Source organism: Methanobrevibacter sp. (assembly GCF_017409525.1).
Taxonomy (GTDB): domain Archaea; phylum Methanobacteriota; class Methanobacteria; order Methanobacteriales; family Methanobacteriaceae; genus Methanocatella.
Genome location: NZ_JAFQSO010000004.1, coordinates 166,834 through 191,382, shown reverse-complemented (window position 1 = coordinate 191,382; position 24,549 = coordinate 166,834). Strand labels below are relative to the sequence as shown.

19 protein-coding genes and 1 tRNA gene are annotated in these 24,549 nt (G+C 29.9%); 13 read left to right on the top strand and 7 right to left on the bottom strand.

Annotated elements, in window-relative coordinates:
* Positions 1-67: 67 nt before the first annotated feature.
* On the bottom strand, positions 68-1,312 hold the full coding sequence (locus tag IJE64_RS02525) for a DUF3100 domain-containing protein (RefSeq protein ID WP_292781564.1): 1,245 nt from the start codon (positions 1,310-1,312) through the stop codon (positions 68-70).
* 596 nt (positions 1,313-1,908) lie between these two features.
* On the opposite strand from IJE64_RS02525, the gene IJE64_RS02520 reads away from it, so the two are divergent.
* Entirely contained in the window at positions 1,909-4,095 is a 2,187-nt protein-coding gene (locus IJE64_RS02520) for a hypothetical protein (protein ID WP_292781561.1), read from the top strand.
* Positions 4,096-4,239: 144 nt separating this feature from the next.
* Here IJE64_RS02520 and IJE64_RS02515 read toward each other — a convergent pair.
* Positions 4,240-4,323, bottom strand: a tRNA-Leu gene (locus tag IJE64_RS02515).
* A 322-nt stretch (positions 4,324-4,645) separates the two neighbouring features.
* Between IJE64_RS02515 and IJE64_RS02510 the strand changes: the two genes are divergently transcribed.
* Entirely contained in the window at positions 4,646-5,389 is a 744-nt protein-coding gene (locus tag IJE64_RS02510) for an SDR family NAD(P)-dependent oxidoreductase (RefSeq protein ID WP_292781558.1), read from the top strand.
* Between the two features lie 129 nt (positions 5,390-5,518).
* Here IJE64_RS02510 and IJE64_RS02505 read toward each other — a convergent pair whose 3' ends face one another.
* Positions 5,519-6,577, bottom strand: a complete 1,059-nt coding sequence (locus IJE64_RS02505) for a transposase (protein ID WP_292781555.1) — start codon at positions 6,575-6,577, stop codon at positions 5,519-5,521.
* 398 nt (positions 6,578-6,975) lie between these two features.
* Between IJE64_RS02505 and IJE64_RS02500 the strand changes: the two genes are divergently transcribed.
* Positions 6,976-7,857, top strand: a complete 882-nt coding sequence (locus tag IJE64_RS02500; protein ID WP_292781553.1) for a CPBP family intramembrane glutamic endopeptidase — start codon at positions 6,976-6,978, stop codon at positions 7,855-7,857.
* A gap of 25 nt (positions 7,858-7,882) precedes the next feature.
* On the opposite strand, the gene IJE64_RS02495 is transcribed toward IJE64_RS02500, so the two are convergent.
* A complete protein-coding gene (locus IJE64_RS02495) occupies positions 7,883-8,569 on the bottom strand; it encodes a hypothetical protein (RefSeq protein WP_292781550.1) in 687 nt (228 codons plus the stop codon).
* An 85-nt stretch (positions 8,570-8,654) separates the two neighbouring features.
* Here IJE64_RS02495 and IJE64_RS02490 point away from each other — a divergent pair, with 85 nt between their 5' ends.
* The 4 genes from IJE64_RS02490 (at position 8,655) to IJE64_RS02475 (ending at position 14,376) form a co-directional block, all read left to right on the top strand.
* A complete protein-coding gene (locus IJE64_RS02490) occupies positions 8,655-9,203 on the top strand; it encodes a hypothetical protein (RefSeq protein ID WP_292781547.1) in 549 nt (182 codons plus the stop codon).
* 14 nt (positions 9,204-9,217) lie between these two features.
* Complete coding sequence (locus tag IJE64_RS02485; RefSeq protein ID WP_292781543.1) at positions 9,218-10,891, top strand: FAD-binding protein; 1,674 nt, start codon at positions 9,218-9,220, stop codon at positions 10,889-10,891.
* Positions 10,885-11,583 (top strand): 2Fe-2S iron-sulfur cluster-binding protein, encoded by a 699-nt coding sequence (locus tag IJE64_RS02480; protein ID WP_292781541.1) that lies wholly within the window; start codon positions 10,885-10,887, stop codon positions 11,581-11,583. The genes IJE64_RS02485 and IJE64_RS02480 overlap by 7 nt, the downstream gene beginning before the upstream one ends.
* Positions 11,584-12,084: 501 nt before the next feature.
* Positions 12,085-14,376, top strand: coding sequence for an NADAR domain-containing protein (locus IJE64_RS02475; protein WP_292781539.1), 2,292 nt, complete (start codon positions 12,085-12,087; stop codon positions 14,374-14,376).
* 222 nt (positions 14,377-14,598) lie between these two features.
* On the opposite strand, the gene IJE64_RS02470 is transcribed toward IJE64_RS02475, so the two are convergent.
* Entirely contained in the window at positions 14,599-15,321 is a 723-nt protein-coding gene (locus IJE64_RS02470; protein ID WP_292781536.1) for a hypothetical protein, read from the bottom strand.
* 948 nt (positions 15,322-16,269) lie between these two features.
* Between IJE64_RS02470 and IJE64_RS02465 the strand changes: the two genes are divergently transcribed.
* The 6 genes from IJE64_RS02465 (at position 16,270) to IJE64_RS02440 (ending at position 22,099) form a co-directional block, all read left to right on the top strand.
* Positions 16,270-16,446 (top strand): hypothetical protein, encoded by a 177-nt coding sequence (locus IJE64_RS02465; protein ID WP_292781533.1) that lies wholly within the window; start codon positions 16,270-16,272, stop codon positions 16,444-16,446.
* Complete coding sequence (locus tag IJE64_RS02460) at positions 16,376-18,058, top strand: hypothetical protein (protein WP_292781530.1); 1,683 nt, start codon at positions 16,376-16,378, stop codon at positions 18,056-18,058. The genes IJE64_RS02465 and IJE64_RS02460 overlap by 71 nt, the downstream gene beginning before the upstream one ends.
* 295 nt (positions 18,059-18,353) lie before the next feature.
* The gene (locus IJE64_RS02455) at positions 18,354-18,668 is read left to right on the top strand and encodes a hypothetical protein (protein WP_292781527.1); all 315 of its coding nucleotides are present in this window, start codon (positions 18,354-18,356) and stop codon (positions 18,666-18,668) included.
* 690 nt (positions 18,669-19,358) lie between these two features.
* Positions 19,359-20,207, top strand: a complete 849-nt coding sequence (locus tag IJE64_RS02450; RefSeq protein WP_292781524.1) for a hypothetical protein — start codon at positions 19,359-19,361, stop codon at positions 20,205-20,207.
* A 434-nt stretch (positions 20,208-20,641) separates the two neighbouring features.
* Complete coding sequence (locus tag IJE64_RS02445; protein ID WP_292781521.1) at positions 20,642-21,505, top strand: nucleotidyltransferase; 864 nt, start codon at positions 20,642-20,644, stop codon at positions 21,503-21,505.
* Positions 21,506-22,099 carry a hypothetical protein gene (locus tag IJE64_RS02440; protein WP_292781518.1) on the top strand — a complete coding sequence of 198 codons (594 nt, stop codon included), beginning with the start codon at positions 21,506-21,508 and terminating at the stop codon, positions 22,097-22,099.
* 395 nt (positions 22,100-22,494) lie between these two features.
* Here the strand turns inward: IJE64_RS02440 and IJE64_RS02435 are convergent, their stop codons facing one another.
* On the bottom strand, positions 22,495-23,160 hold the full coding sequence (locus IJE64_RS02435; RefSeq protein WP_292781515.1) for a DUF3800 domain-containing protein: 666 nt from the start codon (positions 23,158-23,160) through the stop codon (positions 22,495-22,497).
* 232 nt (positions 23,161-23,392) lie between these two features.
* A complete protein-coding gene (locus tag IJE64_RS02430) occupies positions 23,393-24,424 on the bottom strand; it encodes a tyrosine-type recombinase/integrase (RefSeq protein ID WP_342764986.1) in 1,032 nt (343 codons plus the stop codon).
* Positions 24,425-24,549 lie beyond the last annotated feature (125 nt).

The following is a 24,549-nucleotide window of genomic DNA, read 5'->3' as shown; positions in this document are numbered from 1 at the left end:
TTAGAATTTTTCCAAAATTAACTTTACAGTCTTACATATATTAAAAAAAGAAAAGGAAAAAATGGAGTTATATCATTCCAGTTGCAAACAAAGTCAAATTCGCAATAGTTGCAGAGCCGAGGTAAGTTCCAACTATTACAATTAAAGCAACTATGACTCCTCTCCAACCAATCCTCTTAAACTCTTCCCAATCCTTACCGATTGAAACACCAACATAAGCTAGAAATGCAGTACAGATTGTAGTCAACTCAACATTGGAAACATAATGAGCTACAAAATCAGCAGTTGGCATGCCTGGAATCGCTATAATCAAACCTATAATACTTATAAAGATAATTGATTGGATATGGATTGGACAGATCCTTTCAAGAGCCATGCCTGCAAGGGTAACGATTGAAATAATCATCATTCCAATAAATGTGTCAATTAATGGAGTGTGAAATCCCACGTAATTACCGACAGTTACAATGACTGAAAATACAAGAAGCAATGCGCTCCATCTTTTAAGTTTTCCTAAACTTAATCCGCCTGAATCATCCTCCTCTTCTTTTACATCATTTAAAATATTTTCATCATCAATATGCGCCTCACCTTTACCTAAAATTGGAGATAGCCACGCGTACAATTTTTCTGCTATAGGCACGGAAATAAACATACACATGTAAATTCCTAAACAGAATGAAAGAATATTACTGCATCCTGCAAAAGCTTCCAATTGAGTGGCCATAGCAGGGTGCGAATGCACTAATGGAACCAATGCAGCAGCATTCATACTTGCGCTTCCTATACCTGATGCCATTGCAAAGGCATACGGATGAAATGGTATGACTGAAGTACATATGCTTGACAATAAACTTATGAATGGAGTACCAATTATTGACCCTATAACAAAAACGGATAAAACTCCACGTGCCTCTGGAGATTTAAAACCGTATTTATCTATGATTACTCCCAAGTTAGGTTCACGACAAATGGAACTTGTCATACCGATAACTTCCCTTCTAAAACCTAAAAGCAAGGCAACGGGCAATGCTATGAGAGTGCCCAAATCACCCAAAAGCTGCAAGACTAAGGCAGGCCCTAGCTTAAAAATGGAAGCAATAGATTGACCACTTGAAATGGCTAATTTGGCAAGCAAAACACCAATGAGTAAAACCATTACTCCCTCAGCTACTTTAGCTTGCTCGGGACCTATGAATTTAACGGATTTCACCAAATAAAGAACTAAACCCATGACCAAAGAGTATATTAAAGGCAATAATAAGAAGCTGATATTGTCTGTTATCTTAATATTTATAACACCAATAGCCATTGAGATAACGACTAAAACCAATATGGTAATATGTAACTTATACTCTTTCCATGGCGGCCATTTCTTAATGGCCCTATCCGCTCGCTGCCTAAATCTGTATCGCTTAAATCTGGGTTTATTTTGTCGTACTCGTAAATGACTCTTAGTAATAAAATTCCCCCTATAGTTTTGAATAATACCTTATCAAAAATATTATCAGTTTATTCATCTTCGGTTGCATATGCATGGATTAAATACATATTCTGTCTTTTTGAAAAGATAGTTTCTCCTAAACATTAAATATTCCAATTTGAAATATTTGTAAGTATAATTCATTGTCTACATATAAATATTAATACTTATTATATATAAAGAAATCCAGTAAGAATCCGAACATTCGTATAAAACGTGTGATATAGTTCACGCTTATCGAATTTTGGCACTAAAACTCTTATAGTTAATTTAAATCGGCTGCACTGAAAATATTGCTCAAAAATATGCAGCCATAAGGAAAAAAAGGTTCCGTCATATAATTATAAATAGGAACTATGATTATAATATAATAAGGTGATATTATTAAAAACAAATATTTAAAATTCTTTTTATTCACATCTGTTTTGTTTTTATGTATCGGATTGGCTTCCGCTCATGAAAATAATACTGGTGCTGACGGTGACTTATCCCTCAATGATAATTCGCAAAGTCACAACATTAAAGATTTAATAGATGGATGTGAAGATGATGGAACGGTTCAACTTGAAGAGGGCTCATACTATCTTGATGCAGAAAATGAAACCCATATAATTCTGAATAAAACGATAACGGTTGAAGGAATCGAAGGAAAAACAATAATTGATGGAAACAATACCTATCTATTCCTTGACGTTAATGAAACAAATGATGCAATAGATATGGACACTCTAAAAATAGTACCTTGGCATGACGGTTATGATTTCAAAAATCTGGGTAAAAACGTTACCTTTAAAAACATCGTATTTAAAGACTTGACAATGACTACCTGGCATGAAATGACATTCAAAAACTGTCAGTTCATAAATACAACATTCACCAGCTATGAATTTGGAAATACCTTTGAAAACTGTAGCTTTGATAAATCAACTATAGAAATAGTGTTGTTTCTCGGATATGAAACTGACATCTACGAGGACCATTCAAAAATCGTGACCTGCAATATTTACGAGTCACTAATTACATGTAAACACGTGTACACTCCATCCTACATATCAATTGTCGGAAGCACCCCATTTTTCACAAGAAACAGCCTTGATATAATAAACTCCACACTATGCCGTTCAGACATAAGGCTGTCCAACAACAATATCACAATCAAGTCCTCTAATTTCAACAATACCAGTTTGATGGGAAGTTCCAACAGAGTAAACATTGAAAACACAAACTTCAACAACCAAACAATATGGTTAGGCCTTTCAGAAATGAATTTCAATCAGTCCAACATAACCGATACAGGTTTTGACTTTTCAGGAGGATACTTCGGAAAAGGATGTCACATAGACATGGAAAACACTATCCTAAACAATTGCAGCATGGAAATTTCCCCCGATTATGGATCTCGGAAAAGCAGCTTGAAAATCAAAAATTCACTTGTCAACAACACTGAAATCGAATCAACCGATGCGCATGTTTTAATTGACAGTTCCGAGTTCAACAAATCTGAAATAGAATTCTTCTTCTCAGACGCCCAAATCAAAGGCTCCGCATTCATTAATGATGGAAATATTACCGAAACAATCAAAACCAGAAACTACATTATAGTTTGGGTAACTGATGATAATGAAACTTTCAGACCCGTAAAAGAAGAATGCCAAGTGAAGACCGATTACAGTGTTGAAGACTCCTACTTCATAAACGGCAGCGGAAAATATGAAATAACCTATGAAGACATCAACATGGACACCACCTATAAAATAATAATCAATCAAAGCATCATTTATTATTTTAATGACAAATTGATTATCCAGGTGATAAATTATACCGGCGAACCTGTAAGCGGCCTTGAGATATTTATTAGAGATTCAAACAATTTCAAATATCCACTTCCTTCTGTAAAAACAGATGAAAATGGAATGGCCTCATATACATTAACCGATGTCGGTAATTTAAGATTATATGTTTACTATACAACCCAGGGAATGCAATATCATGATGCAGAATATGGGGTAAACTTGAATTTAACTGTCAATCCAACAGTGACCGGCATCAAGATTACCAAAGTTAACTTTGCTTCAAACAAATATTCAAAAATCAACAGCGCATTGAAAATAAAGATAATTGCCAATGCAAGTGCTGATTTGAAGGGCCTTAAGTTTGCCTACAAGGTATACACTAACGGCAAGGCAAAAACCTACTACTCATACGCTAATTCAAACGGAATAACCACATTCAAAATCCCTAAAACACTAACAGCAGGATCACATAAAATTGAAATCCGTCTTCTAAACACCAATATCAAAAAAACAATGACTGTGAAGATTGCCAAAGCCAAAGCAAGTGTTAAAGCTCCGAATGTAGTTAATAAATTTAAAAAATCAATATACTTTAAGGCTACTGTTAAATATGCAAAAAAAGCTGTTAAAAATGTTAAAGTTAAAATTAAGGTCTACACAGGTAAAAAATATAAAACATATGCTGTAAAAACAAACAAAAATGGAATAGCGAAAATCAACACCAACAAATTAAAAGTTGGAAAACATAAAGTAGTTATTTCATCAGGAGACAGCAATTACATAATTTCAGCTGAAAGCATGATAACAATTAGAAAATAAATTAAAAAGGAATATTATTTAAAAATAATATTCTTTCATCTTTTTTTAAAATAGTTGGAAGCCATCTATATAGTAGATGAAATGTAAGCAAAATAAACTATTTTAAGAGCCTTTTCACTCTTAAAAAGTTAAAAAAACAAGAAATAGACGTGGTGGGATTCGAACCCACGTAGCAACTAATGCATAAGACCCTGAATCTTACTCCTTTGACCACTCGGATACACGTCTAAAAGAAATATCTGAAAAAGTAATCCATGTACTGGACTTTAACTATTATACTTTTTTTAGTATAAATATTTAATCCTATTCGACCCATTGATTATTTGATCAACCGTTCTCATATTCTCAACTTTCACCCGGTTTGCAATTATTTTGACAAATTAAAAAAAAAGACAATATTTTTAAAATAATGGTCATTAAACAACATATTTAAAAAAATTCTGAATTGTATTTAGAGTTATGCAAAAAAATATTATTAATATTTAAATATCTTTGCCTACAAAGTATTAAACATAAAATCATAGGATTATGATTAAAGAAGGTGAAATAAATGGGTAAACTAGATGGAAAAGTAGCAATCATTACTGGATCAACCTCCGGTATGGGCCGTTCTACAGCTAAATTATTTGCTGAAGAAGGTGCTAAAGTTGTTGTAACTGGAAGAAACGAAGAAAGAGCAAAAGCCGTAGTTGATGACATTGAAGCAGCTGGTGGAGAAGCATTTGCAGTTATTGCTGATATGGCTGATGTTGAAGACATTAAAAAAATCTTTGATGAAACCATTGAAAAATATGGAACTGTCGACATTTTATTCAACAATGCAGGACTTTTAAGCGTAACCCCTCTTTTGGAAATTACCAAAGAGGAATGGGACAAAGTATTTGCCGTTGACGTATACGCCCCATTATACTTAACACAATTGGTAGCTCCAGTAATGAAGGAAAAAGGAAAGGGTGTTGTAATTAACACTTGTTCAGTAGCATCCTACGCTGCACACTTTGGATTTGTAGGTTACATCTCATCCAAACACGCTATTGCCGGTCTTACCAAATCCATAGCATTCGAACTTGGTCCTGAAATAAGATGTAACGGTATTGCCCCTGGTGCTATCCACACCGCTATGGTGGATAGTATTGGAGGAGTGGAAGCATTGCAAATGATGATTGACGGGGCCCCTATGAAAAGAGTAGGTCAAGGAGAAGATATTGCTGCATTAGCATTATTCCTTGCTTCTGACGAATCTGAATTCTTAGATGGTCAAATCATCAGGTGTGACGGCGGATTTGAGTGTTAAGTTTTTTAAAGTAGTTGGATTTTTATCCACTACCTCTATTTTTATTTTTTTATATTGGACGTCTTTAGTCTAATTATATATAAAATTGAATGTGTTATTTGATAAAAAATATATAGGGGTCTGAATTTTTTAGTTTTCTGAAAGTCGTTGTATGGCGGTTTTTGAGTAAAATCCTTGTGATATGATTAGTGCTCCTAAAAATACATTTAAATAAACAGTTTTTGCTACTGATTTTGGTGTGTATTTATGTATTGCTCTTAAATTTAGTCCTTGTTTGAGTAATTTGAAGAAGTCTTCCATTTTTCCTCGGATTGGTTTGAATTTTTGCCAATTGTCGAGTTTTTTGAGTAATTCGTGTTTTAAATTCTTGTAAAATTGTTTTTGAATTAATATTTTCTTTGTTTTTTTAAATACTTGTAATGGATAGGATAATTGATCATTGAGCTTTGTTCTTTTGAAATTGTCTTTTGGAAAAATGAATGGAACAATTTTATATTTGCTAATTCCCAATTGATAGTTTTTATAGCTGTAATAGCCTTTATCAAAGATTAATATGTCTCCTTTTTGTATAATTCGTCTTTTTTGCAGATTTTCCATTATTTCGTCAAAAAGTTTTGCATCATTGGGAGCTCCAGAATGGATTAAAATTGAAACAGGATTCATATTATCGTAATCGATGATGGCTGTGGCTTTAAATCCAATATAAAATCCTTTAGAGGATGAATAGCTCCATTTTAAATTTAAAGTTTTTAGATGTTCTTTTGTCTTTTTATTTCTGTTAAAATTGAAATCTAAGTCAATTGGTGTTGCATCAACAATAAATGTCTTTTTTCCTCTTCTCTTTACTCTATTTTGGTGGTTTAATACCCTATTTAATACTTTTAAAAGTTTTTCAGAGTCCTGAAGTGAAAGAGTTTTATAAATTTGATCTGCAGTTAAAATTTCTGAAATATTAAAGTATTTTTGAAGTTCTTTTTTGGATTCAAGTTCATTTAAGACGAATGGAATATCTAATACAAAGAACATGCTGATAAATATGATTTTAAAAGTAGTTATTTGTTTATTTAAATTTTTAAATCCACAGGATGCTAAAATTTGTGAAGATTTTCTAGAATCCATAATTTTAAATATTTCTTTTAACAAAGTATAATTTGGGTCTTTAATATCTAAATTTAATCTGTGTTTCATTTTTATCGCCAAATAAATATATGTAACACATAATACTTAAATTTAACGATATTTTGCACCCTTTTTAAAAATTAATGTTTATTCAATTGTATTTTTAGAAACTAAAAATGTTAACCATCACAAAATATAAAAATAAGATAAATTAGCTTGAATTTATATCAAAAAAATTCAGGCCCCTAAACTCTTTATTTTATATAAAGAAACCCAAAAATAACACGAACAATTCGTATAAAACTTATAAAAAAGTTCCGATACTTATCGATTCGGATCATTAAAACTCTAATAAAAAATTTATTTCCCAATAACTATAAAATTTTTGAAATTCACACCAAACCCTGTGCTCATTAATATTTCCAATAAGTTAAGTAAATATATTTAGTTTAAACAAATATATGATTATGAACGAAAACGATGATAAATTCCCAGAGTTTATTACTTTTCCGAGAACTTTTGAAAAGTATAAATGGTATAAACCCTTGCTTGTACTTCTGATTGGAGCAATTGTTTATTTAGTATTACAAACTTTGATATTTGCAATTTTTGGCATAGCCTATGGTTTTGATGTTATTTCTCCTTTAGTAAGTGAAGGATATAGTTCATTGAATTCTGAACTTGGAAGCTATATAGGTTATCTGTCTGTAGCCATTTTCATTCCTTCAATATATATTGCTTCCAGGATTGTTCGTGACAGACCTTTTTCATCATACTCCTCATCCCGCGGAGGATGGAACTGGAAACTTTACTTTAAATGTTTAACCATTCCATTAGCAATATCCATAATATATCAGGTTATAGCTGCCATGATAACCGGACGACAGGGTCCAAATACATTAACACCAACATTCTTCATTATATGCTTAATAATCATCCCCCTCCAGTGTATTGCAGAAGAATACATGTTGAGAGGTTTTGTAATGCAAACTATAGGATCATGGTTTAATATACCTGTCCTGGCATTGATTGCTCAAGCGGCAATCTTTGCATTAATGCACCCCTACAGTATTTTAGGAGTAATTGGAGTGTTTATTGATGGACTTGTTTTAGGATTTTTTGCTTGGAAGACAAACGGTTTGGAACCTGGTTCAGCGTTCCATAGCGCAAATAATTTTACTATCGCTATGGTTGTGGCTTTAGGATTTGACGTGTCCACATCAACAATTGACATGACCAATTTCGTATCAACAATCGTCGTTACATTAATTACTGCATTTGCATTATATTACATAGGTAACAAAAAAGGATGGTTTAGCGAAAAAACAGAGAAATGTAAATTGATTTAATTGGATATTGAAGTAAATTTTACTTCTATCCAATCCCCATAATTATAATCAGGTAAATAAACACATCTGTACACAAATGAGTAATGTATGAAATCAAGACATTTTTTGTTTTGATATATCCTATAAATTCAAATATTGAACCTAAACCCTGAATAAATAATGCAAACAAAAGCATTTTTAAATCATATGCATGAATGCATGCAAAAAGGGCCATTACACCAAGTACTGATACGATTATGGATAATTTACGATTATCACTGTATTTAAAGAAAATTCTCAAAAAGAAAATGAATGGAATAAACTTAATAAATTCCTCACCCATCAATGAAAATAACAACGGAGGAATATCAATGAACGTGATCGGCGAAGCATCCGAATTACCTGCTATTCCAAAGTTTGATAAGATTATAGTCATTACATATGCATATAAAATGTATGCAATGAAAAGACCTACGGCCAAAGCAACATCTTTTAAGGCAGGTTTTTGAAAAATAGCTTTATAATCCCATTTCAAAAAGTATAATACCGGAACGATAAGGACGATGCATGATATTATTCCCTGCCAAATCTGTGATCCCTGTACAAAAACATAACCTATCGCCAGGGCAATGAATAATACAATCCAGCCTCTTTTTGAAATATGAGGATTCTTTTTATAAATCGGAAAATCCAAATCCTTGTTTTCAAACTTAAACCAATCGATATTTGACATGACTAATTATTTGAGCCAGATACCTATTAAATATTGTTAATTGTAATTATACCTTTAATATGAATAAGGACATAAATAATTAACAATGTTTCAATTACGTAAATTAAATTCATTATTAGTCATAATAATCATACTAATCATCACATCTCATGCTTTATTAGCCGGATTAATTCTAGCAGAATTAATTACCTATACCCCAAATACTATTGTAACCGGCGAAATATTATTATCCTTTGTCATAGTCCATATAATCATAAGCCTATATCTATTTATTAAAGACAAGATTAGTCAGAAAAAAATACGTATTTATCCCCAAATTAATAAGGATACGCCAGTTCAGGCCATTAGCGGAATATTCATAATCATTTTTATTGCAGCACATGTTTTATCATACATTTATCTTCCGGCATACATTCCGAATTTCAACTGGCAAATTACTCATCTAAGTATTGATACATTATTCTTTATTACATTATTCATCCATTTGCAAATAAGCATTCCTCGATTATTGATTTCATTTGGATTTTTAGTTGAAAAAAATGATTATGACAAATGCAGGAAAGTTGTCAGAATCATATTGATTATAACATTTACATTATTGTTCCTATCGGAATTATCCTATTATATTCTATAAGAGAGTTGGTTTTAATGGTAAAAGAAATTATAGTGATTGGTGCAGGCCTTGCAGGATTGACATGTAGCGTAAAATCGGCCAGCAAAAATATGCATGTGAAATTATTTTCACCAGCCCAATCTGAACGCTCACAATCAGTGATGGCAATGGGCGGAATAAATGCCGCATTAAACACAAAAGGAGAAGACGACTCTGTAGATGAACATTATGCCGACACCATCAATGCAGGACAACATATCAACAATCATAATGCCGTGGAAAAACTAACAAGCGACGCACCAGAAATAATCGACTGGTTAAGCAAACTCGGAACAAGTTTCACAAGAGATGACAACAGTAATGTTGATGTCAGGTACTTTGGCGGTCAAAAGAAGATGAGAACAGCTTACGCCGGTGCAAGAACCGGGAAACAGATTCTAACAGCAATCAACACCGAATGCAGGAAATGGGAATATAAAGATAAAATTGAAAGGCATGTCGGTTGGAGATTCTTATCATTAATATTGGATTATAATAAAGTCTGTCGTGGCGTATTTATGATTAACGAAAATACAGCAGAAATTAGAGATTTTTATGCTGATTTTGTCGTTATAGCATCCGGAGGCATGAATAAGGTTTTTGGAAAAATCAGCGGATCCCTGCACAATGACGGATTTGTAACTGGGAAATTATTACAGCAAGGCATTGAATTAGCCAATATGGAAATGATACAGTACCATCCAACAACAATAGAAACCCCTGTTAAACGAATGCTCATTACTGAAGCGGCCCGTGGAGAAGGCGGCAGATTATACATTTTGCACAATGGTGAAAAATGGTATTTCATGGAGGAATTGTATCCCGAACATGGCGCCTTAATGCCTCGCGATGTTGTATCCCAAAGCATATACAGGGTATGTCATGAATATGGCCTCGGAATTGATGGTGAAAATAAGGTTTATTTGGATTTAACTCACTTAGATGAAAAAACCGTCAAGATTAAACTTGATGAGGTTTATGACGTTTGTATGAATTATCTAAATCTTGACCCAACCCGTGAGCCGATTCCAGTTTATCCGGGTGTCCATTACTTCATGGGAGGCATACGTACCGATGATGCGCATAAAACCAATATTGATAACCTATTTGCTATTGGAGAATGTTCCTCCCAATATCACGGCGCCAATCGTCTTGGAGGAAATTCATTGCTTGGAGCCATACATGGCGGATGGGTAGTGGCCGAGCAATTGGAAGAAATACAATGTGAAAATGACAATTCTAAAGAATATGGAAAAATATTAAACTGCGAATATGAAGCCTATGAAAATTGGAAAGAATTGCAAAAAGAAAACGACAATGTTTCATCATATGAAATTGAAAATGAAATTGCAAATATAATGAACAAAACCATGGGGATTTACAGAACAGAAAGTGAACTGAAAGAAGGGTTGGATAGACTGGATTCACTTGAAACAATCCATGTAAACAGCCATGGAAGCTATTATGATTACATTTTATTAAAATCATTGGTAGATATTGCAAAAGCAATGCTATCCTCAGCATTAGCAAGGAAAGAAAGCAGAGGTGCTCATCAAAGATTAGATTATCCCGAAACAAGTGACAAATACTTAAAAACAACCGTAATATCACTTGACAATGATGAACTAAAAATTACATTCAACGATACCGAAGAGAGAATGGGATGGTAGAAATGGATTCAATAACTGTAATTATAAAAACATCAGAAAGCATGAAGGAATATGCCTATGAAGGAGATCTCAACATTCCAGTAACCACCCTATTGGAAAGAATCAATGTGAAACATGATATTAAAATCCATTATTCATCCAGTTGCCTTCAAGGACTGTGCGGCAGTTGTTCGATGATAATCAATGGTTTACCACGGCTTGCATGTAAAACATTTGTAAATGAAGAAGAAATGACCAAAAAAACACATAAGATTACAATAGAGCCCTTAAGCAAGTTTCCTGTTGTAAACGACTTGGTTGTTGATAGAACCTCCATGTTTGAAAACATTAAAAATTCCCGCCAATGGCTTGAAGAAGAAGCACGTATCAATAAGGATAATTTGGAATTTGAATATGAAGCATCACAATGTTTGATGTGCGGCTGTTGTTTGGAAGCCTGTCCCAACTATACCGGTGAAGACACCTACTATGGTGCCATTTTACCAGTAACATCCTCTAAAATATCAAAACAAGAAATGGATATGGGTAAATTAAAGTTTCTCAAAGAAAATTACAGCAATCATTTTTATAATGCCTGTGTGAAATCTCTTGCCTGTGAAAATGTTTGTCCAATGAATATTCAAACACAACGAGCTATTTCAATAATGAATCGCCATTCAATTTGGAAATTCCATAAATTATTGAAAAGATAACACCGAATAAATACGAACATTCGTATAAAACTAATAAAAAAGTTCCGATACTTATCGATTCGGACCACTAAAACTCTGATACAGAATTTATTTTTTGACAATTATAAAATTTTTGGAAACAGCGCACATTGTTGGTAGTATGTTTTTGGTAAAGATACTTATACAAATATTATATGGATTTCTATATTTGAGGATATACTAAACAGAAGACTATTCAAATTAAAAACCTCAAAAGTAATGAAATCTATGAGATTAAGAATAGGTTTTTTAATTTGGATAAAAATATATTGTTTGAAAATATACTATTTAATTGAAACAATATAATGTAAAAATTATTGAGTCATAATATTAAAAATTAGATTGTGTAAGAATCATTAAATCAATTAAATTTAAATGAATAAGAATTAAATTTAAAAACCAAAGGAAATAAAGATTATTAGTTAAACTAATCAAAACAATATTAATTTGAGTATGTGTTCATGATTTAAGGAAGTGTAAAAAATGAATAACTATCTTGATTCAGATGATTTTAAAATGTTAAGTAACATATTAAAATTTAGTGAAGAAGATGTTGATGAAATAAAGAATAATATTTCTAATAATACTCAAGAAGAAATAGCTATTTTAATTAATGAGCAATATAACAAATACAATATTCCAATAACTAAAGATAAGGTTTCAAATGGTACGCTGTATGAATTATTTTCTGAAGATGAATTTCTCTTCCAAGTATATTTTAGAGATCCGGAAAAATGGGCAGATATTGAAAACAAAATTAATGCGGAGATTCAATCTGGTAAAATAACCAGTACCTATTTATTAGACAAGTCGTTTAAATCGGAATTAGATTTAATTTCAAAAGATTCTTATAATAATGCTTTAATTTCACTTTCAGTTAATGAAATAAGATATTTACAAGACTATTCTTTTTCTCATGTAATGAAAAAAGAAATTATAAAATCCCTTCGTTTATTGGATATAAATCCACTATTCTTTGGGCAATTTAAAGAAAAATTTGAAGAAATATTCAATCGTATTTCAAATGAACCTTCAATTAAAATTAAAAACTTTAATGACAAGGGACATTCTCCATATATCATAATTGATGATGAAAGATTAGTTAAATATATTGATGATATACTTATAAAATCAGATAATAAGTATTCAAATACTCCTTCAGATTATTTATTCGGATATTTAACAAGTTTCCGTTATTCTGAAATGGTATTTTATGCAATTACTGGCGTTATTAAAGAAAATGATGGATGGTATTTTAAAGATCGCAGCAATTTTTCAAAGGTTTTTATTATTAAAAAGAGACTAATTGATGAGGATTTGGCTATTGAAATAAATATAAATACTAATATTGTTGATGATTATGACGATTTAATTAGCGAATATCTTATAAATCCTTATAAAAAATTCCATGAATTAGAATCTAAAGAATATGATGATTTTAAAGTTTCCATATTCAAAAATTCAAAAGAAAACAAAAAACATTTCATTTTTGACAGTTTAACTGATTACAAAAAATTCGCTGATTATAATCATCATGATTTATTCGAAATCGTATCTCAAAAACCTTTATCAAGGGAATTTTTAAAAATGTTGTCTTTTCTGGATTTCACTATTGATGAGGGTTATGAAATCCAAGATGCATCAAATAACTATGAAGATGTGATTTACAATTTAAATAAAAAAATTTTAGAAAAGAAAGATGAAACTATTCAACTTCAGGAATATTATATAAAATCAATATTGCATTTTAAAGAAAACGATTGGGATTATATTAAATCTAAATTGGAAACAAAAATTAATTCAAATGATGATTTGGATTCCTGTTTTTATTCTATTGTTCAAGTAGATGAGTTAAGTCAAATGAAAGTCAATATTTTATATGCTCAAATTGAAGGGCTATTAAACTTTAGGGAACTTGATTTTAATAATTATGCAAGTGAATTGGCATTTTTTATTAGAGAATCTAAAGATGTATACAATTTAAATCTTGCTAAACATCTAAATAAAATTATACAATCCAGTTGTGAAAGAAAACAAAAATCATACTTGGATGAAGGCAAATATTGGGCTCCAAGATGGTTAGTTTTTCCATCACTATCTGCTACAACAATGGGTTGGAGAATGGGAGGTGGAGAGGCATATCGTATGAGCGTACCTTTTGGAGACCAGGAATTTTATAAATTATTCCCTGAACCTCAAAATTGGTTATGTGAAAGAGATGAAACCGCTAATGGTGCAAAAAATCTAAGAAAATATTCATTTTTTGCAAGATTCTGGAGAAAAGATGGAATTCAAAAATATAGTGAAATAACAGAGGATTATGTTGTTGTTAATGATTTTATAACCCTTGATCAAATTGATAAAGAGTTTTCATTAAATGCAATGACATTCTTATCTATTAAAAATTATATTTTAGTAGCAAAATATGATTTATTCGATAAACGAGAGGATAGTTATGATTTCACTCGCTATAATAAGGATTTTAAAGTAAGGTTTAGGGGTAAAAAATTATGGAATCATTATAAATATTCCGCTTGTTTGAATGGGGCTTATTATAAATTTATGCAAGATGAACATTTAAAACAAAGATTGCTTGATACTGGTGACAAATCATTAGTTTACATCTCTGATGATGAATGGGGTGGTGATGAAAACCTATTCGGTTTTGCATTGATGGAACTAAGAGATGAAATAAGAAGATTATATAAAAATGAAGATAAAATTGATTGGGAATATACAGAGTATATAATTCATAATCCTGCACGTTATATGTAATAAATTGTTATTCGGTTTTGCTCTAATGGAACTAAGAGATGAAATCCGTAAATTGTATGAAAATGAAGATTTAATTGATTGGGAGTATACTGAATATTTAAAAGAAAAAGATTGTTACGAATAAAATTAAAAGATTCTAAATATGAAAGATTTTTTGATATATGGTCATGATTTTTATATTATTAGAATGGTATTATGTGACCTGACTAGTTTTACTTCCTTTTAATGTGAATCTATAGTATTTGTAAGAGAAAGTTTTCCTCCACATTTTGGACAGGGGGTTTTTTCATTAATTTCATAATCAATTTTCGCATGGCATTTTGGACAGTTTAGGTTATCTAAAAGATTATAACTCTCAGAGAGGTTATTGGATGCATCAAGGACGAAATAATTTGCTTCAATATCCTTTTTATAATCTTTAATATAAAAATCAAGTATATAGTCAACTTGTTCATGGAAGCCATCTATGGCTTTTTCAATAACTTCATGTTCATTTAATCCACTATCTCCATAGTATGTAAATCCATTATTTAATTCTGGGAATATTACTATATAACTGGTTTCATGAGCAACTTTAGACATGATTTTTTCTTTTTTCTTTTCAACCATGTATTTTTCTCTTTTTTTAATTTCTTTTAATTCGTTTATCACCATCAGTTTTTTATCAATATTATTATTTATTCCTTGTTTGACTATTTCATGTACATTTTCAATGTTGTTTTTATTTGTGGTGATTATATAAATTCTAACAAATTTTTTACAATTTTGACAATATGTTTCACTAACATCACCTTTAATCAATGAATCAGCACCTCGACTAGCAGTTGAAAAAAGTAAAGGATAAACAATTGTTGCTTTTAATTCAGAATCGTAGAAAAATAAATTATCCTTATTAACTAATTTATTTCCACATTTTTTACATGTATACTCCTCAGTCAAAGCCATTTTTTCACCAATTAAATTATTATATTTCAATATACCCTGTTTGAAAGAAGTTTTTCTTAATTAATTTACTCAATTTTAGTATAGAATAATTAACACATCCTATTACTTTTTAATATTATGTCTTAACTAGAATTTATTTTATACGCATTCATTTACATTAATTTTATTAGTTATTTATATAAATAGGATAATAAAAAATATAATAACAAAATATTAGGAGTAGAACATAGCTTTAAACAGCAATCCTATATGAAAAATCCATTTATGGTAATTTTACCGCCATATATTGTTGAAATAAAATTTATACATTTGACTTTTTTTATAGACAATTTATGTTTTAATGTTTAGCAAAATTTCCAAAAATACAAGGCTTATGGACACAATTTTTTCTCAAAAAAATGAACAGTTTAACAATAAATACTAATAGAAATGTTTATATATCCAAATTGACAAACTATCAACTAGCCTCCACCATTGAAAGCAATTCTACGAAGTGAAATCAACTTTTCACGGTAAGACAAGTTTTTTTGGTGAGGTCTGAAAATCAATTAAAAGAGGTAAAATATCAAGAAAGTAACAAGAAAAAATAGATTATAAAAAAGGATTATAAAAAAATAATTTTATTATGAATAACGAGCTTATAAATATTATTTTTTAATATAATCCTAAGGTCAGTCAAGAAAAATAGAAATAGTTAAACAGAGCCGACAAACTTTGTTAAAAATTAATATTTTCCAAAACTTAACCTAATATCTAGTTTATTTTAAGGAATATATAAAGATTTTTAAATCCAAAAAAGCAAAGCTTATCTTATTCTAAATATTCAATAAAGGGTGGAAAAACTAATTTTTCTCCAATACTATTTTTATTTTTCAAAGACTTCTGGAAAAAGCAACTTAGACTGTTGATTGTATAACTCCCAATGATGGGAAAAATAGGAGAAAAATCATGTTAAAAGAAGAAATTGATGGAGTATCATATGTTTATGTGCCAAAGGATCTGTGGGATAGAATGTGGGAAATTTTAGATAGACTTGAAGAACTAGGGAATAGATATGACAAATATAGCGGAATTACCAACAAAGGATACAATAACACTTATCATCAACAAAAAGAATGTAGATAAGGTTACCTATGTATTCAAAAACAAATACGGCAATAAGATTGGAGAATATGAAAACAGATCTCCAGCTACATTATCTTCCAGAAGTAATGTTGCAAGACAGTTCAAACAGATCATAAATCCAAAAGGTGATATGAAGCCAAACATGTTCAACAATAAGTTCACAGAACTAAAACAGCTCCTGCAGCTCCACTATGAAAATGAACTATTAATCATTGAACAGGAAATAGCTGACAAAAAGCAAGCTGAGCAGGAAAAGGATACTGTTAAATTAAAGGAAGCTATCACCAAACTGCAATCATTGGATTATCCTTTGATTTATATTGGCAGTATTGTTGAATGGTTTACAGCAGGCGAGCGAAACAATATATTGTATGCATTTACTGTATATGCAGGACAGGTTGTTTTGGGAAGTCCAGTATCAGTAATATGTCTTGGTGAAGCAAGCAGCGGAAAATCCCACATTCAGGAAACCGCATTAAAATTAATTCCAAATCACTACATTGTCAATGAAAAGAAAATCACTGAAGCAGCACTCTTCAATCGTGCCAAAAAAGATGAGTATTTTTATGACGGCAAGATTGTCAACTATGGTGACATGGGTGGAATCAATGACCATGATTTTATGGAAGAGTCAAAAAATCTCATGAAGGAACTTCAATCCGACGGATTTCTAAACAAGCCGTTAAGCATTCCGGACGGTGAAGGAGGATGGGATGTAAGGGATTTGAAACTTAAGGGCAGACCCTGCCTGACATACACTACAATACCCAACCACAATTTCGACGAGCAGGAAATGAGCAGAAGCATATTCATAACTCCAAGAATGGACAACAAAGAAATATTCAATCTCAGAAACACTGCATTGGAATTCAAGCATGGAAAAAGCTACAAGATCTTGAAGCAATATGAAAGTGACGCCGAACTTGTGCCATATATGCTCCTGCACCTTAATGAAGTCTTTAAGGATATTGTAATAATAAATCCCTATGTTTACTTTGTCATTGACTTTTTGAAGAACTCAAATTTCTATAAAAGAGATTTCGATAAGTTCAACGGCATATTGAAAACAATAACTGCCTTAAATTACTATAACCATGAAATCCATGACATTGACGGTGAGAGGGTAATCCTTACCAATATTGCAGACGTGCAACAATTCATGAGCTTATTAAAGCCATACAGAGAAAGCATATCTGCAAACCTGGCGCCTAAAGCGGTTGAAGTTTTAAATGACATCAGAAACAATATCAGTGACTGGATGGAACAGGATGATTCGGAAGCATTGAACCTGGGAATTACAACAAACCAATACTTCTCACTCCAAAATCTTGGATTGAGCAAGGATTCAGTGAAGAAATACATATATGAACTGGCAAACAAGGGATTTCTTCAGGTCACTGATCAATCCGGCAAATCCAATGTATATGACTTGACTAAAAGTGAAGTTTCATACATAAATGATGATTTAAAGCACATTGACGATACCGTGCATCAAATCATCTGCCGTGAGGTTGGAGAATGGGTTGTAGACATTATGATGGAGGATAAGTTTGTAGATGATTTAAGCATTATGAACTTTGATGATGAAGTAAAAAAGCCACCTTGGCTGTAAAAAACCATGAAGACCTGAAAAGACTTTTTGAAAAGTCTTTTCACAAAATGGTTTAAAATCGTTTTTAAGTTAATTGAAACAATATCTATTGGTTTTATGCTGGATTGTTATTTGAAAAAACCATGATTTTGAAGATATGTGATGAAGTTTAAATATTGTCCCACATCTTTAGAAAAATAGTCTTTTCAAATTGAAAATATCATGATAACTATAATTTAGGGTATTAAAGACTTAAAAACCCTTGTTGAAAAGACTTCGTGAAAAGTCTTCATGGTCTTTACAAATCAAATATATTATGAAATCCATAAAACAGCAAATAATCAAAGCTAAACAGGAAAAAATAGAAAGGGAAAATGAATTGTGGTTTGTGGATTACTGCAACAACTGCAAAACAGGACTGGCCTTTAAAAATGATGTACCATGCCATCATCCATATTACTGCTGGCATGAAGGAGAAGCAGCTATTATACAAGCAGTGATTGTTAGAATAGATGAATTCAAAAGACTAAACGGATACGTTACGGCACAGATGTTTGAAGAATATAAAAAATCAAGAAAAAGACAACGGCAACTAATATGGAAAGGAAAAAGAAAATTACTGAGCGACTAATATTAATTTCATCATCTTTTCCAAAAAATTTCAATGCCCATATTTTCGCGAACCCGGTCCTATTTGTTCCATATCCAAAAAATTCCATATAACAAAAGCATATATAAACTTCTATAACCTAATTAACATTGTTTTCTGACGGATTTAAAATGTCAATGTCAAATAATGATTTGTTTAACTTTTCAATAAGTAAAAGTACTATGTTTTTATAAATACTACTGTACAGTTCCTAATATATTGAATTAAACTCATAACATACTGGAATATTTATAATATCAGCAATTAGATTTCAATATTATAATTAAAACTTATATAAATCTGGAATATGCATATTACTCTTTAAATCTTTAGTTAGTAATACTCTTGTTGTGAAATATGAATCATATTTTTTCCTAGATTTATCATCAAATACTTCATTTGATTCAAGATTCCACAATTTTATGACGCAAAAAATGGAATTTTCAAAAAGTAGCTATTAAAAATCATGTGAAAATTTGACTCATGAAATATTTGACCTTCAACAATACCCATAGCTACCATCAAATAGCTATATTAAAAAGTTGAGATTAATCTACGAAATTTTTACTTTTCTGCAAAGTTCAAAAAACATAATATTTAAAATAATTTAATTTTAAAAATATAATTAATTTTAATTAGATAAATAATCAATAGATTTTAAGAGCGAACAATATGGTAAAACAAAGAATAGGTGCAATAAACTCTAAATTGATTGAAAAAAGTAAAAGATATAAAGAGTTAACTGGAATATCAACTGTCGAATTAGTTGAAAAATTACTAACGGATTTTTTTAAAGATATTAAATTAACTAATGAATATATTGACATAAATGAAATTTATTATTTCAATTTTAAAGAACTTTTAAACAATAAAGAAGTTAAAGCCAGTAAAAATAAACCTTCCCAAGATTTAAAAGAAACATTTATTGTTAAAAAAATACCAAATAATTTAGATGAATTTGACCAAACAAAAAATACATTTTGCTACAATGGAAAATCTGAAAAACACTTAGGGATTTATTCATATAACCTGTTCATTTCAAAATTAAAATTTAAAGATACAGAATTAGTACAGTATTACATATTATTCGAATATAATGAAAAAACAGAAGAATTAGATTTAAAAATTATTGATTTAGAAGATATTACATTATTAATTGATTTAAACAAAATTTCAAAGGTTTTATCTGATCTAAATGAATTTAATAATATTTTTATTAAAGAATTAGAAAGAATTAAAAAAATGCCTGAAGAAAAGAAATTATACTTAAAGTATGGAAAACCACTATTTGAGTATGACAATCCTTTAGTATATTTAGGTTCATCAAACGTTATTGAATCATACAGAAATGCTAAAAAAATGGCTAAAGAGATCAATAGAGTTGATTCTGAAATGTATGATGAATTAAAAGGAAGATATAATTCCCGTGATTTAGTAATATTTAGAGATGGAAAATTGGTAAAACATGAAGAGGTTAACGATATCAAACAACTCGAAAAAAAAGAATCAGATGAAACTTAAATTTTAAATCTTAAATTTACATTATTCCTTCACCAACATTTTTAATCTTACGAATGTGTATACCCTATTTTTTTCATTAGTACACTATTGATTAAAGAAGAGTATACTTATTAATATCAAAAGTATACTATTTAATTATTCTTTTTAAAATTAGTATATTCAATTTTAACTAATAGTATACTTTTTAATTAAGTTAAAACCAAATTTAAAGACTTATTTAATCAAAAACTATATTAATAACTAGCATTAGAAACAAATACATTGGAAAAAGCTATTGAATTTATGAAAATCTACAGAGGTGATTTAAAAAGTTAACTGAAATTGATTGTATATTAACAATTGAAAAATAACAAACACAAAAAGAAGGAGTAAATTGGAAATTAAAATTTATACGGATAAAATAATTAATATAAGAAACAGTGGAGTGACTAAAAATGATTAATAAAAAATTAGAAGAATATTCAAAACAAGGAGATAAAACAAAGTTTACTGAAACATTTAACGAATTAAAAGAATTTTTTACTCAGAAAATTAACTCAGAAAAATATAAATTCAATATATATCTACAAGGATCTTATGGAAATGACACTAATATTCAAGAAGATAGTGATGTTGACATCGTGATTGAATTAACAAATGTGTTTTATAGCAATAAAAACTCATTAACACCAGAACAAAGACAAGATTTTGATTCTAAATATAGTGAAAGTAATATATCTGTCCACGACTTCAAATCACATATTTTAAATATTTTAAAAAATACAAAAAAATATTCTTATTCAGAAAAGAATAAATGCATAAAAATTATATCTGGAACTCCTTTAAATGCAGACATTATTGTTTGTGCTTCATATAGACATTTTTATAGATATCCTAAATATTATGAAGGAATTACATTTTTTGATAAAAATGGAAAACAAATTATTAGTTATCCTAAATTACATAAAAACAATATGACTGAAAAAAATAAAAGAGTAGCTAACTTTAAAGCAACAGTACGTATTTTTAAAAATATAAAAATTGAATTAATAAATGACAGTTATATTGATGAAGAGAATATTTCTTCATACTTTGTTGAATCATTAATCTACAACATTGATGAAAAATATTTCATTATTTCTAATTTAAAAGACAGAGTATTGGAAATAATATCTTTTGCACTTAATTTTATTGAAACAAATGAAATGATTACGCCTTGCGAAAGGTATTATTTATTTGGGAACTATGATAATCAATGGACAAAAGAAGATGCTATTGAATATTTAAAAAATGCATATATTTTAGTGAGAGGTAGTTAAATGCACAGTTATTCTATTGATACTAATAATTATTCTACAATACTATGGTTTGTAACTATATTATCTGCACTTTTAAATGCAGGTTTAAATATTTTTATTTTACCCAAATTTGGAATAACAGGAGATAATCTAAATTTACAATTACTAGGATTATTAATTTCATTTTTTGTAAGTTTTAATGTTATTTTTTGGTTATTTGATTATTATATATGGAAATTATCAATTATCAACTATTTAATTAAATACCCAAATATTTCTGGAAAATGGACTGGAACAATAAATAATCCAGATTATGAACCTATTCCAACAGAAGTCGAAATCAAACAAACTTGGACAAAGATAAATATCAATCTGAAAACAAAAACAGCAAATTCAAACACCAAAGCATTAGCATTTTTTGTTGAAGATTATGATAATCCGAAACTAATTTATATGTATTATAATGAATCTGAAACAGCTGATTTAAAATCCCATGGAGGAACTGCAAAATTAGAATTTTTAAAAAGTGAAAACGTTCTTAAAGGAGATTATTATACAGATAAACATCGAACTAATCAGGGGACAATTTATTTAAAAAGAAAAAATATAAATTAAATTGTATTTAGTATTAACAAAAGCATTATTAAATTAATAGGCATGTCATTAAATGAAATCTAAAAACATGTTCATTAAAGTCAGAAATATATTGATTTTATCTCTACTAAATTTTTGCTTTCTATATGTCTTGGCAACTTCTTTAACTTGGAGTAACAATACTATATAGAACCCCTAACTGGAAAAAATAGTCATTGAGATGTATTATAATATGAAGCGTTAATATATTTTAGTTTATAGATATTATAATTAAAAGTTATATTTTGCAAAACTTTAAATATGAATTATATTCATATATGTAATTGTAGATTTAGGAGGTAAAAACTTCAATAGAAGTTCAGCCCCTCTAAGCTTCGTCTCCACTGGAGGCGACATTATTTCGGCATTGGGGTTCTTCAATCTTCAAATACTCTTTTTACCGATATATTCTTTATTAAATTTATAAATTCATCATTTTCATCTTCAAAGCTTTTATAAACAGACCATGAGATTATATCAACGATTTGCAGTCCTTTGTGTTTTACTGAATCTTCATGATCCATACTTATGGAATAGTTTTTAGAATTATTCAAACTGGGCAAAAATAAATTGTTGAACTCCTGACGATATTTTTCCTTATTTTTTGATTTGTCTATTATTATGGATGTTTTACTCGTGATAAATAGTTCTTCTGCAAGTTTTGAAGCGATTATATTATATAATAAGTTGTTATCATCTTTATAATCAATTTTAAATTTGTTTTTCTTGTCAAATACTATTATAATGGCTTGATAATCTACTTTATTTAACTTTTTAAGAACCTTCTTCTTGATATGTGGTTTAGTTTCTGTTCCTTTTAACTCATTGAACTTACCTAATTCTTTTTTATTGGTTCTTCTAACTTTATTTATTATCCTATCTAGTTTGACCTTATCATCTACAATTATAGCTGCCATTACAAAATAATTAGAATCACTACCCAAATCTCCAGATTCATCAATATAAATATAACCCATACTATACCCTTTTATTTTATATGTTAAAAAACTTTTTTTCAAAATTTTTTTTTGAATACATGCCACATCAACAAATCATAAACTTGTTTAGGAATAATATACATAATGCTTTTTACTATGATATGATGCTTATTTCTCAAATAATATTTTTAACATGTTCAATTAAATAGGAAATACTGTTTAAATATATGTTATTTAAAAATGTTCTTATGAAAAATATTACTTTTTATAAAATTATTGATAGCATTCGGCAAAAACATGCCAAATGCTATCACCATTCCTTTTTTATATCATAACATTACCCTTCACTAACCATGTTTATGATGCCTAAAAGTTCTTTCTTCAAACCTCTCATCTCCTCAATTTCATTTCTCATGCTACCTACTTCTAATCTTAAGGATTCGTTTTCTTTTTCCATTTGAATGAACTGAGGTGATTTGATGGATAGCTTTTCAACGTCAGTGTTGATTGTTACTGCCGGCAGATGTTTTATATATTCATATTTCAAATCGTCAGGGTTTGTCATGAAATATGCTGCATCTGTTTTGTTTTTGGCCTTTCCCTGCAAATCATTGACCTTATCCAAACTCATGCCACTATTATACAATGCTGATGCATGAAACTTCCTGAGCATGTGGCTTCTCAGCCTTCGATACTTTCCAACCCTACCGAGACCTAAAGTGTCATTGATCATTTCAAATGACTGGACCATATATGTCCTGCTAATCCTAAACAATGGACTTTCCTCAGTTAGAGGTTTATCCCTCAACAACAGATATGCATTAATAGCTTTTACCGCTTCAGGACTGCAGTATGTGATGTAATACTTGTTTGTCTTTTTCCTTAAAATACTGAATGTTGGAACCACATCATCGACATTATTTAAATAATCGATTGCATTAAAGATGTCCATATTTCTGTAGGGAAGATATTCAGACAATGCCTCAATGTAATCTCCAATTGTCAGACTCAATGTTTCAGTTCTGGCACAACCGCTGGAACATGAAAACAAAATTATAGCTTTCATTAGAGGAGAAGCTATTTGAAAAGCTTCCCTTATAACAGCCTTATCCGGCAAATCCTTGAAATATATTGGAGCGGGCTTTTGAATGCTCTTTTCATTAATCTTTGGCAATGACAATATCTCAATGTCATAGAATTTATAGAAATATTTAATGCAGTTCATCTCTTTTCTGACAGTTCCAGGAGCATAATGCTGATACATGTAATGCCTATATTCGACTAATTTTGCTTTTAACCGACTGTGTTTCCATTTTACTCCATTGTTTTCATCTTCTTCAGCTTCATAAAGAAGTTCTTTTAAGCTCATACCAAAATACTCACAGTACTTTCTCAGCGAAAGCTCATAGCTGAAAAATGTACCCTGCGCATGGTTGCAGCTTATTGAAAAATTTTTTAATAGCTCGTCATTCATCATACTTAACACCTCTATTT

Coding starts and splice junctions, on each gene's coding strand:
- IJE64_RS02525 (WP_292781564.1), bottom strand. CDS start 1,312: ATGGCTATTGGTGTTATAAATATTAAGATAACAGACAATATCAGCTTC.
- IJE64_RS02510 (WP_292781558.1), top strand. CDS start 4,646: ATGGGTAAACTAGATGGAAAAGTAGCAATCATTACTGGATCAACCTCC.
- IJE64_RS02505 (WP_292781555.1), bottom strand. CDS start 6,577: ATGAAACACAGATTAAATTTAGATATTAAAGACCCAAATTATACTTTG.
- IJE64_RS02500 (WP_292781553.1), top strand. CDS start 6,976: ATGAACGAAAACGATGATAAATTCCCAGAGTTTATTACTTTTCCGAGA.
- IJE64_RS02495 (WP_292781550.1), bottom strand. CDS start 8,569: ATGTCAAATATCGATTGGTTTAAGTTTGAAAACAAGGATTTGGATTTT.
- IJE64_RS02490 (WP_292781547.1), top strand. CDS start 8,655: ATGTTTCAATTACGTAAATTAAATTCATTATTAGTCATAATAATCATA.
- IJE64_RS02485 (WP_292781543.1), top strand. CDS start 9,218: ATGGTAAAAGAAATTATAGTGATTGGTGCAGGCCTTGCAGGATTGACA.
- IJE64_RS02480 (WP_292781541.1), top strand. CDS start 10,885: ATGGTAGAAATGGATTCAATAACTGTAATTATAAAAACATCAGAAAGC.
- IJE64_RS02475 (WP_292781539.1), top strand. CDS start 12,085: ATGAATAACTATCTTGATTCAGATGATTTTAAAATGTTAAGTAACATA.
- IJE64_RS02470 (WP_292781536.1), bottom strand. CDS start 15,321: ATGGCTTTGACTGAGGAGTATACATGTAAAAAATGTGGAAATAAATTA.
- IJE64_RS02465 (WP_292781533.1), top strand. CDS start 16,270: ATGTTAAAAGAAGAAATTGATGGAGTATCATATGTTTATGTGCCAAAG.
- IJE64_RS02460 (WP_292781530.1), top strand. CDS start 16,376: ATGACAAATATAGCGGAATTACCAACAAAGGATACAATAACACTTATC.
- IJE64_RS02455 (WP_292781527.1), top strand. CDS start 18,354: ATGAAATCCATAAAACAGCAAATAATCAAAGCTAAACAGGAAAAAATA.
- IJE64_RS02450 (WP_292781524.1), top strand. CDS start 19,359: ATGGTAAAACAAAGAATAGGTGCAATAAACTCTAAATTGATTGAAAAA.
- IJE64_RS02445 (WP_292781521.1), top strand. CDS start 20,642: ATGATTAATAAAAAATTAGAAGAATATTCAAAACAAGGAGATAAAACA.
- IJE64_RS02440 (WP_292781518.1), top strand. CDS start 21,506: ATGCACAGTTATTCTATTGATACTAATAATTATTCTACAATACTATGG.
- IJE64_RS02430 (WP_342764986.1), bottom strand. CDS start 24,424: ATGAGCTTAAAAGAACTTCTTTATGAAGCTGAAGAAGATGAAAACAAT.